Origin of the sequence: Variovorax sp. 679, from assembly GCF_003952185.1 — a bacterium.
Lineage (GTDB): Bacteria > Pseudomonadota > Gammaproteobacteria > Burkholderiales > Burkholderiaceae_C > Variovorax.
This window is the reverse complement of sequence record NZ_RXFS01000023.1, coordinates 42,903-58,198: the sequence shown is the minus strand read 5'-3', so window position 1 is coordinate 58,198 and position 15,296 is coordinate 42,903. Positions and strand designations below refer to the sequence as shown.

General features: G+C 65.2%; 15 protein-coding genes. 7 read left to right on the top strand and 8 right to left on the bottom strand.

Features of this window, described 5'->3' with window-relative positions:
• The first annotated feature begins 594 nt into the window (after window positions 1–594).
• A complete protein-coding gene (locus EJO71_RS33370; protein ID WP_125952881.1) occupies window positions 595–1,005 on the top strand; it encodes a TadE/TadG family type IV pilus assembly protein in 411 nt (136 codons plus the stop codon).
• Complete coding sequence (locus tag EJO71_RS33365; RefSeq protein ID WP_125952882.1) at window positions 1,002–2,192, top strand: pilus assembly protein TadG-related protein; 1,191 nt, start codon at window positions 1,002–1,004, stop codon at window positions 2,190–2,192. Before EJO71_RS33370 ends, EJO71_RS33365 begins: the two co-directional genes overlap by 4 nt.
• A gap of 368 nt (window positions 2,193–2,560) precedes the next feature.
• On the opposite strand, the gene EJO71_RS33360 is transcribed toward EJO71_RS33365, so the two are convergent.
• Together EJO71_RS33360 and EJO71_RS33355 are read right to left on the bottom strand one after the other, a co-directional pair.
• Window positions 2,561–2,848, bottom strand: coding sequence for a hypothetical protein (locus EJO71_RS33360; protein WP_125952883.1), 288 nt, complete (start codon window positions 2,846–2,848; stop codon window positions 2,561–2,563).
• Window positions 2,849–2,863: 15 nt separating this feature from the next.
• Entirely contained in the window at window positions 2,864–3,679 is an 816-nt protein-coding gene (locus EJO71_RS33355; RefSeq protein ID WP_125952884.1) for a DUF6502 family protein, read from the bottom strand.
• 327 nt (window positions 3,680–4,006) lie between these two features.
• On the opposite strand from EJO71_RS33355, the gene fusA reads away from it, so the two are divergent.
• The 4 genes from fusA (at window position 4,007) to EJO71_RS33335 (ending at window position 9,457) form a co-directional block, all read left to right on the top strand.
• A complete protein-coding gene (gene fusA / locus EJO71_RS33350; RefSeq protein ID WP_125952885.1) occupies window positions 4,007–6,067 on the top strand; it encodes an elongation factor G in 2,061 nt (686 codons plus the stop codon).
• Window positions 6,068–6,205: 138 nt separating this feature from the next.
• Window positions 6,206–7,060 carry a LysR family transcriptional regulator gene (locus EJO71_RS33345; protein ID WP_125952886.1) on the top strand — a complete coding sequence of 285 codons (855 nt, stop codon included), beginning with the start codon at window positions 6,206–6,208 and terminating at the stop codon, window positions 7,058–7,060.
• A gap of 295 nt (window positions 7,061–7,355) precedes the next feature.
• Window positions 7,356–8,345 (top strand): agmatine deiminase family protein, encoded by a 990-nt coding sequence (locus tag EJO71_RS33340; RefSeq protein ID WP_125952887.1) that lies wholly within the window; start codon window positions 7,356–7,358, stop codon window positions 8,343–8,345.
• Between the two features lie 95 nt (window positions 8,346–8,440).
• Complete coding sequence (locus EJO71_RS33335; protein ID WP_125952930.1) at window positions 8,441–9,457, top strand: agmatine deiminase family protein; 1,017 nt, start codon at window positions 8,441–8,443, stop codon at window positions 9,455–9,457.
• Window positions 9,458–9,480: 23 nt separating this feature from the next.
• Here EJO71_RS33335 and EJO71_RS33330 read toward each other — a convergent pair whose 3' ends face one another.
• The 6 genes from EJO71_RS33330 to mltG form a co-directional block, all read right to left on the bottom strand.
• Window positions 9,481–10,161 carry an ankyrin repeat domain-containing protein gene (locus EJO71_RS33330; protein WP_125952888.1) on the bottom strand — a complete coding sequence of 227 codons (681 nt, stop codon included), beginning with the start codon at window positions 10,159–10,161 and terminating at the stop codon, window positions 9,481–9,483.
• Window positions 10,158–10,964: a TatD family hydrolase gene (locus tag EJO71_RS33325; RefSeq protein WP_125952889.1), complete on the bottom strand. Its 807-nt coding sequence runs from the start codon at window positions 10,962–10,964 to the stop codon at window positions 10,158–10,160. The genes EJO71_RS33330 and EJO71_RS33325 overlap by 4 nt, the downstream gene beginning before the upstream one ends.
• Before the next feature lie 108 nt (window positions 10,965–11,072).
• A complete protein-coding gene (locus EJO71_RS33320) occupies window positions 11,073–11,459 on the bottom strand; it encodes a PilZ domain-containing protein (protein WP_125952890.1) in 387 nt (128 codons plus the stop codon).
• Window positions 11,456–12,469 carry a DNA polymerase III subunit delta' gene (locus EJO71_RS33315; protein WP_125952891.1) on the bottom strand — a complete coding sequence of 338 codons (1,014 nt, stop codon included), beginning with the start codon at window positions 12,467–12,469 and terminating at the stop codon, window positions 11,456–11,458. The genes EJO71_RS33320 and EJO71_RS33315 overlap by 4 nt, the downstream gene beginning before the upstream one ends.
• Window positions 12,466–13,131: a dTMP kinase gene (gene tmk / locus EJO71_RS33310; protein ID WP_125952892.1), complete on the bottom strand. Its 666-nt coding sequence runs from the start codon at window positions 13,129–13,131 to the stop codon at window positions 12,466–12,468. The genes EJO71_RS33315 and tmk overlap by 4 nt, the downstream gene beginning before the upstream one ends.
• A complete protein-coding gene (gene mltG / locus EJO71_RS33305; RefSeq protein WP_125952893.1) occupies window positions 13,128–14,150 on the bottom strand; it encodes an endolytic transglycosylase MltG in 1,023 nt (340 codons plus the stop codon). The genes tmk and mltG overlap by 4 nt, the downstream gene beginning before the upstream one ends.
• A 124-nt stretch (window positions 14,151–14,274) precedes the next feature.
• Here mltG and EJO71_RS33300 point away from each other — a divergent pair, with 124 nt between their 5' ends.
• The gene (locus EJO71_RS33300; protein WP_125952894.1) at window positions 14,275–15,201 is read left to right on the top strand and encodes a folate-binding protein YgfZ; all 927 of its coding nucleotides are present in this window, start codon (window positions 14,275–14,277) and stop codon (window positions 15,199–15,201) included.
• Window positions 15,202–15,296 lie beyond the last annotated feature (95 nt).

The following is a 15,296-nucleotide window of genomic DNA, read 5'->3' as shown; positions in this document are numbered from 1 at the left end:
CTGTAAGCCGCGACGGCACGGATCCTGTTCGTCACGAGGTTCGGTAGCCATTTTTGGTTGGGATGTGATTTTTTCACTTTAGCTATTTTGTTTTACATCAACGGCATGCCCTTGTCGATAGGGCACGCTCGCGCGTCCGTGAACTGCGCACGGAATTTCCATGGAGATTGATGAGCACGCCGTCGACCACGTGGTCTCCCACGGCGGTCACGCGCTGGCCGCTGGCCAGGTTCGCCGAAGTGCCATCCTCGAAGACGACCCCGCTGCCGCTGGTATCCACCGGCCTGAAGCTGGCGGGGACTGGTAGGCGCCAATGGCGCCGATCAGCGGGAACGATGCCTGACCGCCGGTGCCCGGCACGTTGCGGATGCACAGCTTCCGCGCAAGTGCTACATCCATTCGATGAGCCGCGATTCGTTAAGTATGTAATAAATTGAAACCAAAAATCCCGACCACGATCAGCGCTCATTACGATGAGTTAGACAAAGTAATGGGAAAGTTTTGCTTCGGGGCTGCGCAACCCAGCACAGGTTCATGGAGTCTGGCTGGGAGCGAAATCACAAGATTGATACGACATTCATCCTTGGAGGTGCCATGAAATCAAAACGCGAAAGTGGTGCAGCTGCGGTCGAATTCGCGCTTGTCCTGCCGTTCTTTCTTTTGGTTTTCTCCATGATTGTGGACTTGAGCCTTGCCTTCTACGACAAGGCCGTGATCACCAACGCCAGCCGAGAGGCCGCGAGAGCGGGAGTTGTCCTGAGGAGCCCGAAGCTCAGCTCCACTGACCTTCAAGCGATCGTTACGCAATATTGCGATCGCTACCTGATTGCCTTTGGAGGGCCTTCTCCCGTAACTACCACTTCGACGGGGGCGGGGGGCGCTTTCGGAAGCTCTCTTACCGTCAACGTTTCCTATCGGTATACCGGCCTCGGATGGGGGGCTCTACTTGGTGTAGTCATGGGGCCGTTCAATCTATCGGCCAGGACGATCATGGTCCATGAATGAATTTGCGGGAGTTCGTCATGCAGAATCGTCGAACCAGAACGCTTCTTCACAACCGACTGACGCCCTGCGGCGCGCGTTCACGCGAAAGGCAGCGCGGTGGGATCGCAGTCTTGACGATCGTGTCGATGGTGGTACTGCTTGCCTTTGCAGGACTGGCGATCGATATCGGACATCTTTTTGTTGCCCGGAACGAGCTTCAGAATGCCGCGGATTCCGGGTCTTTGGCGGGAGCGAACTACCTTTACCGCCCCGGGGTGTCTCCTGGAAGTTCCTATGACTGGAGCAGTGCCCAGTCGAATGCAGTTCTGGCGGTAAAGAAGAACGCCGCCAACGGCCCCTTGCTTGTCGATGCTGACGCCATCACTGGCTATTGGGATGGCAAATGCGGGCCATCACCTGCCACGCCCTGCTCGAGTGCATTCAAGACCCTGCCGTTCACCCCGCCTGCCAACTCTAGCTACGTGCCTGCGGTGAAAGTCACCGTCGAAAAGAAATCCGGGAAGAACGGTGGCCCAGTGGGGCATTTTCTGCTGCCTCTGGTGGGCGCAGCCTCCTCAACAGTGGCGGCTACCTCAGTTGCAGTCTCGGCTTCTCCGGACACAGTGCTGCCGGGCGGGTTGATGCCCCTGGTTGTCTCCAAGTGTCGCTACGACGCAAGTTGGGACTTTTCACAAACGCCCCCCCGGCCAAGATTGCAAAATGGCAACCCCATCCGTTGGTACGTAGGCTCCGGCACGCCTAGCAATGGCAATCCGGCTTGTTCGCAAGATCAATCGCTGTTCACCAGCTTTGACAATTTCAATAACCTCAGCAACAACGCCAGTGCGATGCGCGATCTATTCGATCACGGCAATCCCCACGCAATGCGCATTGGTGACAACACCATGCTTCTTGATCAGGCTGATGGGATTGCCCCGGAATTCGTTCGCAGAATCAATAGCTGCAGCGCAGCCGGCAACCGTACTTGCGAGTACGTGACTGTGTTGGTCGTTGCACAGTCGCAGAACGCCGTCCCAACAAAGATCACGGGTTTTGCATGCCTGCACATCCTGTCCGGTACCGTCAACACTAGCGGGGGCAATGGCAACTACTACGTAACGGTCGAGTTAAGCACGCTATGTCAGAACAACTCGTCGGCAGGACTCTCCCAGCCCAACGCGGTTTACCGGGTGAGGCTTGTTCAATAGGCGCAACGCACTCGCGCGCCAGCTGACGTGGAGACCTCGAAAGTGGTGGTCAGCTGGTAGGCATCTCTTCACAGTGACAATGACGGAATGTCCGACCTGATCGGCCGTCAGTGCCCGAGTGCGAGTACCCAGTGAAACTCAACGAAGTCTCCCGCCTTCAGGTCGGCGACGCTGCCGTCGGCGAATGCTACGCCGCCGGAAGCGTGCCATCACAACAAAGCGGCCCGCCTGGACATCGGAGCCCAAGACCGCCCCCCGCAGTGCGGCCGCCGACTGCACCTGGGTGGCGCTGTCGGTGTCGTAGCGCAGTCCATTGAGGATGATGCTGCCCAGACCATCGGCCGCTCCGGTGCCGGCGGCGTCGGCGGTCACACGCCCGTGCCACCCGAGCCGACGCCGGAGCCGCCCATGCTGCTGTTGCCGGCGGTACTCGTGCCGCTTTCCGTGCTGTCTGTGACATCTGTGCTGTTGGAGTCCGCTCCCGCTCCTGCAGCAGGGGTGTCCTCTCCTGTGCCTGTCGCTGCCGCACCACCCGTTCCGACACCAAGACCAGCCGCCAGACCTCCGCTGCTGCCGCATGACAGCAGCAAGGCTACGAAGCCCGCGGAAAAGAGGCCGAGCGTGAATCGCTGCCAAGGGGGCTTGATCTTGTTCATGGCGTGGGCGCGCTTTCAGTCTGGTGGTCGGGGTGGTGGCACGCTCTCGTCTTCGTAATAGGTGTAGATGCCGACCCGGATGCGCCCCGTTGCTCCGGAAGGGGCGCGGTCGACCGCCTGCGTCATTTCCTGGGCCAGCTCGTGGTGCAGGGCGGCCCATCGCTCCCTGACCAGACGCTGTATCTGCTCGCATTCCTGCAGCGTGAGCCCGCGCGCATACACCGCGCGCTCGAGCATCCTGGGCTCCTCGCCCAGCGTGTTGGAGACGGCCGCCAGCAGATGGTCGCGGCCGTTGTCGCCCAGGAAGGCGAGCATCGATTGCAGGTCTTCCACCGGCACGAAGCCGTCGGTCGTGAGCTCGACCACGCCTTCTTCCTCGCTCACCATGTTCAGGCGCACCAGCTCGTCGAGGATGGTGCGGTGATGCACGTCGCCGCGGCTGCTCATCCGCGCCATGGCCTCGAAGGAGGGGGCAGCGTTGCCGGCGGTGATGGGCAGGCGCCGGAAGGATTCGTTCTGCGTAAGCATCTGCAACCACAACGTGAAAGTCTTGGCTGCTGCCGACAGTTCTGTGTGGGGCAGGGGGTCGACGGTGGCCCGTACCTTGGCGGTCACCGCCTTTCGGTTCAGGCCGGTCGTTATGGACAGTTGGCTCAGGTTAGGCCTGGGCACGCCCTGGCCGCGCCAGCTTCGCTGCGCCTCCTCGATCAGAAGGTCGCGCAGCAACTCCTCGAGGTGGGGATGCTTGACCCCCATCGCGAGGGCAAGCCTTACCACCGGGCGAAGAATGCGAGCGCAGGCAGCAAGAGCCCAGTCCAGCCGGTGTTCCATGGAAAAGAGCGTTATTCCATAAGGTACGTTTGAAAAAGGGTCTGCGGCGCCTACCGACGATGGCAGTTTGCGCACTATTGTCCTGCGCAATAGTTCTCATGTGAATTCTTTGGACTACTGTTTAAGCGTTATCCGGCGCCGGTTCCATCGGCCAAACGCCTTATGCAGGTCTCGCGAGTGCCTGCGACCAGGGCCTAGAAGGCAAGGGCGCCCGCCTCGGGGTGGCGAGCTTGCAACAGTCCATTCAATCCCGTACGCTGGCCCGAAGTCCACGCACCGTGTCCGAGGCTGCCAAGCGGGCCTTCCGGGACGCCAAGGAGTCCAGCCATGGCAAGCCGATCGAACGGCCTCGCGGCCGAAATGGAAGCAGTGCGAACACTGGCGCTCGTCGGTGCAGCCGCCGCCGGCAAGACCTCCCTTGCCGAAGCCATGCTGCACAAGGCGGGTGCCATCGGAGCCTGCGGCAGCGTGGAGCGCGGCAGCACCGTCAGCGACCACGATCCGCTCGAACGACGCATGCAGCACTCGCTCAACGCGTCCGTGATGCACCTCACCCATGCCGGCACGCGCATCCACTTCATCGACACGCCCGGCGGCCCCGACTTCCTCGGTCAGAGCCTGCCGGCGCTGGAGGCGGTCGAGACAGTAGCGGTGGTCGTCAATGCCGCCACCGGCATCGAGCCGATGACGGTGCGCATGATGGAGTACGCGGCCTCGCGCCACCTCGCCCGCATGATCATCGTCAGCAAGATCGACTCGCAGGGCATTTCGCTGGCAGGCCTGCTGGCCGACATCCAGGCGACCTTCGGCCGCGAATGCCTGCCGCTGAACCTGCCCGACGGGGTTGGCAGACAGGTTGTGGACTGCTTCTTCAACCGATTCGGGCAATCCGATTTCGGCCCCGTCGAAGCGGCGCACCGCGCGCTGGTGGAGCAGGTGGTCGAGGTCGACGCGGCCTTCGTCGACCGTTACCTGGAGGAGGGCGACGTGAGTCCGTCGGAGCTGCACGCGCCGCTCGAGCAGGCGCTGCGCGAAGGCCACCTGATCCCTGTGTGCTTCGTCTCGTCGCGCAGCGGCGCCGGTGTGGCCGAATTGCTGGACGTGATCGTCAAGCTCCTGCCTGACCCGACCGAGGCCAACCCGCCGGACTTCATCGTTGGCGAAGGCGCCGAGGCCAAGCCCATGGAGGCCAGGCCCGACCCGACGCTGCACGTGCTGGCGCACGTGTTCAAGGTCACGAGCGATCCCTATGTCGGCAAGCTCGGCATCTTCCGCGTACACCAGGGCACGATCACGTCCGACAGCCAGCTCTACGTCGGTGACGGCCGGAAGCCCTTCAAGGTGGGGCACCTCTTCATGCTGCAGGGCAAGGACCACGTGGAGGTCTCGCGCGCGCTGCCGGGCGACATCGTGGCGGTGGCCAAGGTCGAGGAGATCCATTTCGATGCCGTGCTGCACGACGCGGCGGAAGACAGCCACGTCCATCTCGCGCCGCTGGCGTTTCCCGTGCCGGTGCACGGGCTGGCCGTGGAGCCCAAGCGCCGTGGCGACGAGCAGCGCGCCTGGGAGATCCTCGGCAAGCTCGCGGCGGAGGACCCATGTTTGCGCATCGAGCACGTGGTTGCGACCAACGAGACGGTCCTCTACGGGCTTGGCGAGCTTCACCTGCGCACCGTGCTCGAGCGACTGCGCGAGGTGTACCGCTTCGAAGTGCAGACCAGGCCGCCACGAATTGCCTACAGGGAGACCGTGACCGCACCGGCAGAAGGCCATCACCGGCACAAGAAGCAGACCGGAGGCGCTGGCCAGTTCGGCGAAGTCTTCCTGCGTATCGAGCCGCTGGCACGTGGCGCGGGCTTCCAGTTCGCGGACGAAGTCAGGGGCGGCGCGATTCCGGGCCAGTTCATCCCGGCGGTCGAGAAGGGCGTGCGGGAGGTGCTGGTGTGTGGCGCGATTGCCGGCTACCCGGTGGTCGACGTCCGCGTCGTGGTGCACGACGGCAAGCACCACAGCGTCGACAGCAAGGACATCGCCTTCGCGACCGCCGGCCGCAAGGCTTTCATGGCTGCGATTCGCGAAGCCCGGCCGGTGGTGCTCGAGCCGATCGTGCAGATCGAGATCGACGTGCCCGAGCACTCTGTTGGCGACGTCACGAGCGATCTGTCGTCGCGGCGCGGCCTGGTCACCGGGACGTCGACCCTGGGAGCCGGTACCGTGGCAGTCGGCGGGCAGGTGCCGATGGCCGAACTGGCCAACTACCAGTCGCGGCTCAACGCCATGACCAGCGGACAGGGCCGCTACACCATCGCGCTGTCGCACTATGAAGCCGTGCCGCCGAGCGTCCAGCAGACGCTGATGGGGCAGTATCGGGGGCGGGAAGAGGACTGAAGCTTGGGTGGCAATTTCGCGTGCCTTCGAGTGCGCATGATATTTAACATAATGCACATTGTGTGGAATATGGACGAGTTCCACAGTTGCCCAGTGCACCCAGCATTAGCATCGAATCACCTCAAAAGCCCTCGCACCATGTCGAACGCCAGACTGCCTTCCTTCAGATTCCTCATCGGCTTCGAAGCAGCCGCTCGTCTGGGAAGCTACTCGCGCGCTGCTGACGAGCTTTGCATCTCCCAGTCCGCGGTCAGCCACCAGATTGCGCAGCTCGAGGAGCAAGTCGGCCAGCCGCTGTTTCGGCGCAAGGGCCGTGGCGTCGAGCTGACTGTCTCCGGGCGTCTGCTGCTCGACAGCGTGAGCAAGTCGCTCGACCAGATCCGCAGCGGCTTGAGCCGCATCGAAACCTACATGGACGACAGCCTTGTCACGGTGGTCTGTCCGGCGCCAGTCGTCAAAGGCTGGCTGCAGCCGCGCGTGGACAAGCTTCTGCAGGAGCATCCAGCGCTCTGTCCGATCATCTCCATCGACGAAACGGCTCGCTACATCGACGAGATGGACGTGGACATCGCCATCACCCGCGAGCCGCTCAGGCAGCGCGGCGTGCTCGAAGTTCCATTGCTGGACGACGAGCTCGTCGCGGTCGTGCATGCAGACTCCGGCGGCGAGCCCTCGGGAATGCTCTGCCTCGAAACCGACCTCACGAGCGACCGTATCGGCCCGTTCATCCGCGAGCACTTCGGCAGCCTGCGCAAGCTTGCGATCTACGACGATCCGCGCCTCCTGCTGGACGCAGCCTTGCGCGGGCATGGCATCGCGCTGGTGTCGCGCCTGCTGGCCGATGAGGCTCTGCGCAACGGCCAACTGCGACACCTCACCGCATACCCGAGCCTGCCGCTCGGCACGCTCTGGATCTCGCGCACCGAGGGTGAACCGCGCCTGCCGCTCGTTCGGCATGTATTCGAGAGCCTGCTGGACTACGCCAAGGCCTGACAACCAATTCATGAGCCTGATTGGCCAATCAGTCCAGAAAAGATCAATTTTTTAAATGAGTAAAGGTCGACAGAATCCGATGCCTCAGTAGTAACCCTAGATTTTCCCAATGACGACTCGACGTGCCCTGATGGGCCTTGGCAGCCTCGGATTCATGAGCGGACTCCTCTCCGCATGCGGCGGCGGCGGTAGTGGCGGCGGTGGCTCCCAAGCCTTTTTCCCCATGCCGGCCCCTGCTCCCACTCCTTCCTCGAACACATCTTCGCCCTCCCCGCAGCCGGCCGAAGCCTGGCGCATGCCCGACGAAAGCGCACCTCACCGCGCCGTCTGGATGGCCTTCGCCGCACGCGAGTCCGTATGGACTTCCGCCATGCGCCAGCCGGTGCAGCAAGCCTTGGCGCGCATCGCCAATGCCATCAGCGTCTACGAGCCGGTGAAGATGCTTGTCGGTGCCGACGATTTCGCTACGGCCCGACAGCTCTGCGGCTCCAACGTGCAGTTGATCCAGCACGAGATCGATGACCTCTGGATGCGCGACACCGGTTGCGTCTTCGTGCGCAATGCCCGTGGCGAGCGCGCCGCGGTGAGCTTCAATTTCAACGGCTGGGGCAACAAGCAGCCGCATGCCCGCGACGCCACGGTCGCTGCACGCATGGCCGAGCTGACCGGCGTTCCGCTGCTGCGCAGCCGGCTGGTGCTGGAAGGCGGCGGCATCGAGGTCGACGGACAGGGCACGGCCATCATCACCGAGAGCTGCGTGCTCAACGCCAACCGCAATCCGGGCGTCAGCAAGGCCGACGCCGAGGTCGAACTCAAGCGCCTGCTGGGCCTGGAAAAGATCATCTGGCTGCCGGGCATCGCCAACCGCGACATCACGGACGGCCACACCGACTTCTACGCCCGCTTCATCAAGCCTGGCGTGATCGTCGCCGCGCTGGAGAACTACGAGCAATCCTTCGACCACGCCGTGACCAGGCGCCACCTGGAGCTGCTGCGCACCGCCACCGATGCACAAGGCCGCGCGCTGAAGATCGTCGTGCTGGAAACGCCGTCCAAGGTGCGGCCCGAGTTCTCCCGCAAGGACTTCGCGGCAGGCTACGTGAACTTCCTGATCACCGACAAGGCCCTTTTCCTGCCCGAATTCGGCGATGCTGTCGCCGACCAGGCAGCTCGCAATGCGCTGGCGGCACAGTTGCCCAGCCACCAGATCGTGCAGCTGAACATCGACGCCATCGCCGCGGGCGGTGGCGGCATCCACTGCACGACGCAGCAAGAACCCGCGTAGGACTGACCGAAATGCGCATGCCCTCTCCCCTGCTGACCCGTCGCCGCCTGCTGGGCGGCCTGAGCCTCGCGCCGCTGGGCCTGGGCCTGCCGTCGATGGCGGCTGCATCCGAGTCCTGGCAGATGCCCGACGAAGGCGATCCGCACCGTGCCACCTGGATGTCCTTCGGTGCCAACGAAGACGTCTGGGGCCGGAGCCTGCTGAAGCCGGTGCGCGAGCACCTGGCGCTCATCGCGCGCACGATCGCGTCCTTCGAGCCGGTGCGCATGCTGGTGAACGAGGAAGACCACGACCTCGCGGCCCGCCTGTGCGGCAACCGGGTGCAGCTCGAAGTGCAGCCGGTCGACGATCTCTGGATGCGTGACACGGGCCCCGTCTTCGTGCGCAACGCCTCGGGCCAGTGGGCCGGGGTGGACTTCAACTTCAACGGCTGGGGCCGCAAGCAGGAGCATGAGGCCGACGCCGAAGTTGCCGGGTACGTGGCGGGCGCAGCTGGGGTGCAGCGGCTACGTACCCGACTCGTGCTGGAGGGCGGCGGCATCGAGGTCGACGGACAGGGCACGGCCATCATCACCGAGAGCTGCGTGCTCAACGCCAACCGCAACCCCGGACTGGGCAAGGAGGCCTGCGAAGCCGAACTGAAACGGCTGCTGGGCCTGCGCAAGATCATCTGGCTGCCCGGCATCGCGGGACGCGACATCACCGACGGTCACACCGATTTCTACGCGCGCTTCGCAGCGCCGGGCGTGGTGGTGGCCGGTCTCGACGAAGACCCCGATTCCTACGACCGTGCCGTGACCCGGCGGCACCTGGAAATCCTGAAGCAGGCCACCGACGCACGCGGCCAGCGGCTGCGCGTGGAAGTGCTCAAGGGACCGGAATCGGTGCGCAGGAAGCTCGAAACGCCCGAGTTCGCCGCGGGCTACATCAACTTCTACGTGTGCAACGGCGCTGTGATCGCGCCGCAGTTCGGCGATTCACGCGCCGACGGCAACGCCCGTTCATTGCTTCGCGAGCTGTTCCCGCGCCGCGAGGTGGTTCAGCTCGACATCGACGCCATCGCAGCGGGCGGCGGCGGCATCCACTGCACGACGCAGCAACAGCCGCGCTGAATTGAAGGGCGCCCCTCAGGGCCTTACCACTTGCCGTCCTTCGGGACGGCCTTGGCCGCGTTGGCCTTTGCGTTGGCAGCCGCGGCGATCATCGAAGCGGCTTCCGAGCGGTTCGCCTTGTTGGCGAAGTCGACGGCGGTCATGCCGAGCTGGTTCTTCATGGTGGTGTCGGCGCCCTCGTCCAGCAGCAGCTTCACTGCATCGTTGGAGCCGTACATGGCCGCCATCATCAGCGGCGTGGTGCCGTTGGGCGACTGCGCATCGATGAAGGCGAAGTTCTCGAGCAGCACTTTGATGATCGCGATCTGCCCGCTGGTGGCCGCGTAGTGCAGCGGTGTCCAGCCGGTCTTGTTGACGGCAGCGTCGCGCTTGAGCAACTGGTCGACCACGTCCTGCTGGCCCTTGATGGCGGCCAGCATCAGCGGCGTTTCGTCCTTCGGGCTGGCGATGTCCACGTCGGTCTGCGGCGCCTCGATCAGCACCTTGACGACCTTCGGCGAAGGCTCCCGCAGCGCGATCAGCAGGCCCGTCTGGCCATGCTCGTCGCGCGTGTTGGGGTCGAAGCCGCGCTGGATCAGGTTGCGCACGCCGCCGGCGTTGTCGCCGCGCACAGCCCTGAAAAAGTCTTCGAACGAACCAGCATGCGCGGCAAAAGATGCAGCAATGACAATGAGATAAATCGATTTCTTGAAGTAGTTTTTCATGATTTGACTTCCCTGAACAACGTTTCGAAGTTGTCGCTCGTGGCCTTGGCGACGGCCTCTACGGGCATCTTGCGCAGCTCTGCGATCTGTTGCGCCACGTAGGGCACGTATGACGGGTTGTTGGTCTTTCCGCGGTACGGCACCGGCGCGAGGTATGGGCTGTCGGTCTCGATCAGCATGCGGTCGAGCGGCACGAAGGCGGCCACGTCGCGCAGGTCCTGCGCCTTCTTGAAGGTCAGGATGCCGGAAAACGAGATGTAGAAGCCCAGGTCGAGCGCGGCGCGCGCCACTTCGGCGGTTTCTGTGAAGCAATGGAACACGCCGCCCGCCGCGCCTGGCGAGGCGTCCTCGCCCTCTTCCTTGAGGATCGCCAGCGTGTCCGCCGACGCTTCGCGCGTGTGGATGATCAGCGGCTTGCGGGTCTGCCGCGCGGCGCGGATGTGCACCCGGAACCGGTCGCGCTGCCATTCCATGTCAGAAATGCTGCGGCCGCCCTTGCGCTCTTCCATCTGGTAGTAGTCGAGGCCGGTCTCGCCGATGGCGACCACGCGCGGCCTCGCGGAAAGGCGCACCAGGTCTTCGACCGAGGGCTCGGCGATGTCCTCGTTGTCGGGGTGCACGCCCACGCTGGCCCAGAAGTTGTCGTAGCTCGCGGCCAGCGCCTGAACTTCGTCGAATTCCTCGAGCTTGGTGCAGATGCAAAGTGCCCGGTCGACCTGCGCCGCGGCCATGGCGGCGCGGATCTGCGGCATCTGGCCCGCGAATTCGGGAAACGTGAGGTGGCAGTGGGAGTCTGTGAACATCGGAAATGGTGGAGCGCGCGGCGCTCGCCCTTGTCTGGCCCTGATTCGGCCTTTGTATGGGAGGTGGCGCCGTCGACCGAGTTCCGCGTCACGAGGACGGCGGAGAACTCAGATGGTTTGCGTGGGGCGGTCGGAGGCCATCGAGCCGCCGAGCGCCGCCTCGATGCGCGCCTTCAGCTGGCGCGACTTCTCGTCGGAAGGAAAACGGATGCCAACGCCCGGGGCCCGGTTGCCGGCGGCACGCGGCGGCGTGATCCAGGCCACCTTGCCGGCCACCGGATAGCGTTGCGGGTCTTCAGGCAGCGTCAGCAGCACATAGACGTCGTCGCCGAGCCGGTATTCGCGCGAGGTCGGAATGAAGATGCCACCCTCGGCGAACAGCGGGATGTAGGCCGCGTACAGCGCGCCCTTTTCCTTGATGGCGAGCTGGATGACGCTCGGCCGGGCGGGTGTGGGGGTTGCTGCGGACGCAGCGGAGGCGGCAGGTTGGTTCATGGGCGACGAGCGGCAGAGTTTAGGGTGGTTCGCGCTTCGCTCACAAGCGCTTCGAGCATGAGGCCCGCATTGAACGGGTGCTCCGCGGTTCTCGCGGCGCTGGCGAGCGACTTCGACCAGCGCGCAAGCGCCAGCCGGGACGGCGCCGCGGGCAGATCGGCGGCATCGAAGAAACGTGGCGCGGCGCCGTTTCCGACAGCCATCAGGTCGTGGCAGAGCTTCTGCAGCGCGCCGACGGCCTGCGCGGGCGCGTGATCGGCCAACGCCCCCACTTCGCCGCGCACCATCGCCTTCGGAAGCAAGGCCCACGCCTTGGGCGACTGCCCCGAGCGCGCAAGCCGCAGGGCGTCGCTGGGCCGCCCGCCGGCGGCACGCAGCAGGGCCGCGGCATCGGCCGCAGGCACGTCCTGAGCGGTGAGCCAGGCCTCAGCCTCGGCGGTTTCAGGCCAGGGCAGCGTGAAGCCAAGGCAGCGGCTGCGGATGGTCGGCAGCAGTTGCCAGGCTGCCTCGCTGGCGAGCACGAAGCGGACGTCACCGACCGGCTCCTCGAGCGTCTTCAGCAGCGCGTTGGCGGTGATCGTGTTCATGCGCTCGGCCGGGTACACCAGCACCACCTTGCCTCGCCCGCGCGCACTGGTGCGCTGGGCAAAGCCGACCGCATCGCGCATCGCCTCGACGCGAATCTCGCGGCTGGGCTTGCGCTTCTTGTCGTCGATATCGGCCTGGGCCTTCTCGTCGAGCGGCCAGTTCAGCTCCTGCATGGCGACTTCGGGCATCAGCACGCAGAGGTCGGCGTGGGTGCGGACCTCGATCGCATGGCAGCTGGAACAGTGGCCGCAGGCGGTGCCCTCCTGCGTCGGCTGCTCGCACAGCCATGCGGAAGCCAAGGCCAGCGCCAGTTCGTACTGGCCGATGCCGGAGGGGCCCTGCAGCAGCCACGCATGGCCGCGCTGGCGCAGCAGTTCGGTGAGTGGCCGGCGCAGCCAGGGCGACAGTGCCTCGGCGCTCATCGAACCGCCCTGCCGTCCAGCACGCCACGCGCCAGCAGCTCCGACTCGACCTGCCGCCAGACCTGATCGCGCGCCTGGCTGGCATCGATGCGCACGAAGCGCTGTGCATCGGCGGCGGCACGGGCTGCATAGCCCTGCGCCACGCGGCGGAAGAACTCGACCGGCTGCGCCTCGAACTTGTCGGGCACCCGCGCGCCGGCCAGCCGCTGGGCGGCGATCTCGGGCGCCAGGTCGAACCACAGCGTGATCTGCGGCTGCAGCAGCGTGGAGGCGGGCAACGCAGCCCTTCCCGCCTGAACCCACTGCTCGAGCGTCGACAGGACGGCCGGATCGAAGCCACGCCCTGCGCCCTGGTAGGCGAAAGTGGCGTCGGTGAACCGGTCGCAAAGCACCACGTCGCCGCGCGCCAGCGCCGGCTCGATGACCTGCACGATGTGATCGCGCCGGGCGGCGAACACCAGCAGCGATTCGGTCAGCGGGTCCATCGGCTGTTCGAGGATCAGCCCGCGCAGCGTCTCGGCCAGCTGTGTACCGCCGGGCTCGCGCGTGCGCACGACCGTGCGCCCCTTCGCCTTGAACAGCGCCTCCAGCGCGTCGAGGTGGCTCGACTTGCCCGCGCCGTCGATGCCTTCCAGCGTCAGAAACAGGCCTTGGTCACTCATTGGGTCGCCTTCGGTTTGGAGTCGCCGCCGCCGCGCTGGTAGCGGTTGACCGCGCGGTTGTGGTCGTCGAGCGAACTGCTGAACTGGCTGGTGCCGTCGCCGCGCGATACGAAGTACAGCGATTTGCTTTGCGCCGGCTGCACAGCCGCCAGAAGCGCCGCCTTGCCCGGCATGGAAATGGGCGTGGGTGGCAGGCCGCCGCGCGTGTACGTATTCCAGGGGGTGTCGGTCTGCAGGTCTTTCTTGCGCAGATTGCCGTCGAAGGCGGTGCCCATGCCGTAGATGACGGTCGGATCGGTCTGCAGCGGCATGCCGATGCGCAGGCGGTTGGTGAATACGGCCGCGATTTCCGCCCGGTCGTTGGCCTTGCCTGTCTCCTTTTCGACAATGCTGGCCAGAATAAGCGCCTCATCGGCCGATTTCAGCGGCAGATCGGAGGAGCGGGCCGCCCAGGCGGCCTCTAGCTTCTTGTCCATGGCCCGCATCGCGCGCTGCAGCAGGGCGATGTCGGTCGAGCCCTTCGAATAGGTGTACGTGTCCGGAAAGAAACGTCCTTCCGGATGCAGGCCCGGCTTGCCGAGCTTGGCCATCAGCGCCTCGTCGGTCATGCCCACGCTCTCGGGCTTGAGCTGGTCGGCCTTGGCGAGCGCGGCGCGCACCTGCCGGATGTTCCAGCCCTCGACCAGCACCAGGCTGCGCGTGGCCTCCTCGCCGCGCACCAGGATGTTGAGCAGCAGCTTGGGCGTGACGCCGCGCTCCAGTTCGTAGCTGCCGGCACGCATCTGGCGGTCTTGGCCCGAGACGCGGAACCACAGGTAGAGCAACTGCGGCTGCACGTCCACACCCGTGTCGGCAACTGCCTGGGCAATGCCGCGCGGCGTGGTGCCGGGTTCGACCGAGAGGTCGACGCTGGGCGCCGGCAGTTTGAGCGGCTGGTGCACCCACCAGAGGCCGGCACCGCCGAGCGCGAGCGCGGCCAGGGCGGCGAGCAGGAAAAGCGTGAGGAAGAAGCTGCGCACGAGTCCGATGTGGGGATGACGGGAAATGAGCCGGGGCAACCTGAAAAAAACGGTGCCCTTGCGAACCGAAGGGCTGGAGCCCCTGCCGCCCCGAAGGGACAGGCACGGCCATGATAATTCAGCGATGACCACTGTCGTTCTCAATGGGGTGACCGCCCTCTCCCACCTTGGCGTGATCCGTGTCGAAGGCCCTGACGCCGCCAGTTTTCTCCACGGCCAGCTCACGCAGGACTTCTCCCTGCTCGGCGGCTCCGACGCCCGCCTCGCCGCGCTGTGCACCGCCAAGGGCCGTGTGATCGCAAGTTTCATCGGCATCAAGCCGCAACCCGAACTGATCCTGCTGGTGTGCAGCCGCGACATCCTCGCCGCCACGCTCAAGCGCCTTTCGATGTACGTGCTGCGCGCCAAGGCCAAGCTGACCGACGCCACTGAACAATTCGCGCTGTACGGCCTGGCCGGCACAGCCCTGACCAGCAACGGCCTCGACGCCGCGACCCCGCCCGGCAAGCGCACTGCCGTCGGCGACGAAATCAGTGCCGTGTCTCTTTATCCGGCAGATGGCGTGCCGCGTGCCCTCTGGATCGCACCGGCCGGCCATGCCGCCCCCGCGGGCCCGGTGCTCGACGACAACCTGTGGCAGTGGAGCGAGGTCCGCAGCGGCATCGTGACCCTGACCACGCCGGTCATCGAGGCCTTCGTGCCGCAGATGATCAACTACGAGTCGGTTGGCGGCGTGAACTTCAAGAAAGGCTGCTACCCCGGCCAGGAAGTGGTTGCGCGCAGCCAGTTCCGCGGCACGCTGAAGCGCCGCACCTATCTCGTGCAGGCCGATGCGCCCGTGTCCGCCGGACAGGAAGTGTTCGCCGCCGGCGACGCGGAGCAGCCCGTGGGCACCGTGGCACAGGCCGCGCCGGCGCCCGACGGCGGCTGGTCTGCGCTGATCTCGATGCAGATTGCCGCGCTCGAGGCCGGTGGCCTGCGCGCGGGCGCGGCCGATGGTCCGGCGCTCACTGTCGAGCCGCTGCCGTACCCCCTGCTAGAGGACATCTGAGCCTCCCGTCCCCTTACCCCCAACGCCCCTGAAAAAGGCGTTTGGCGCTATCGAACAGATGGCGCCATTTTTTTTGCGTGTCTTCTAACCCTGTT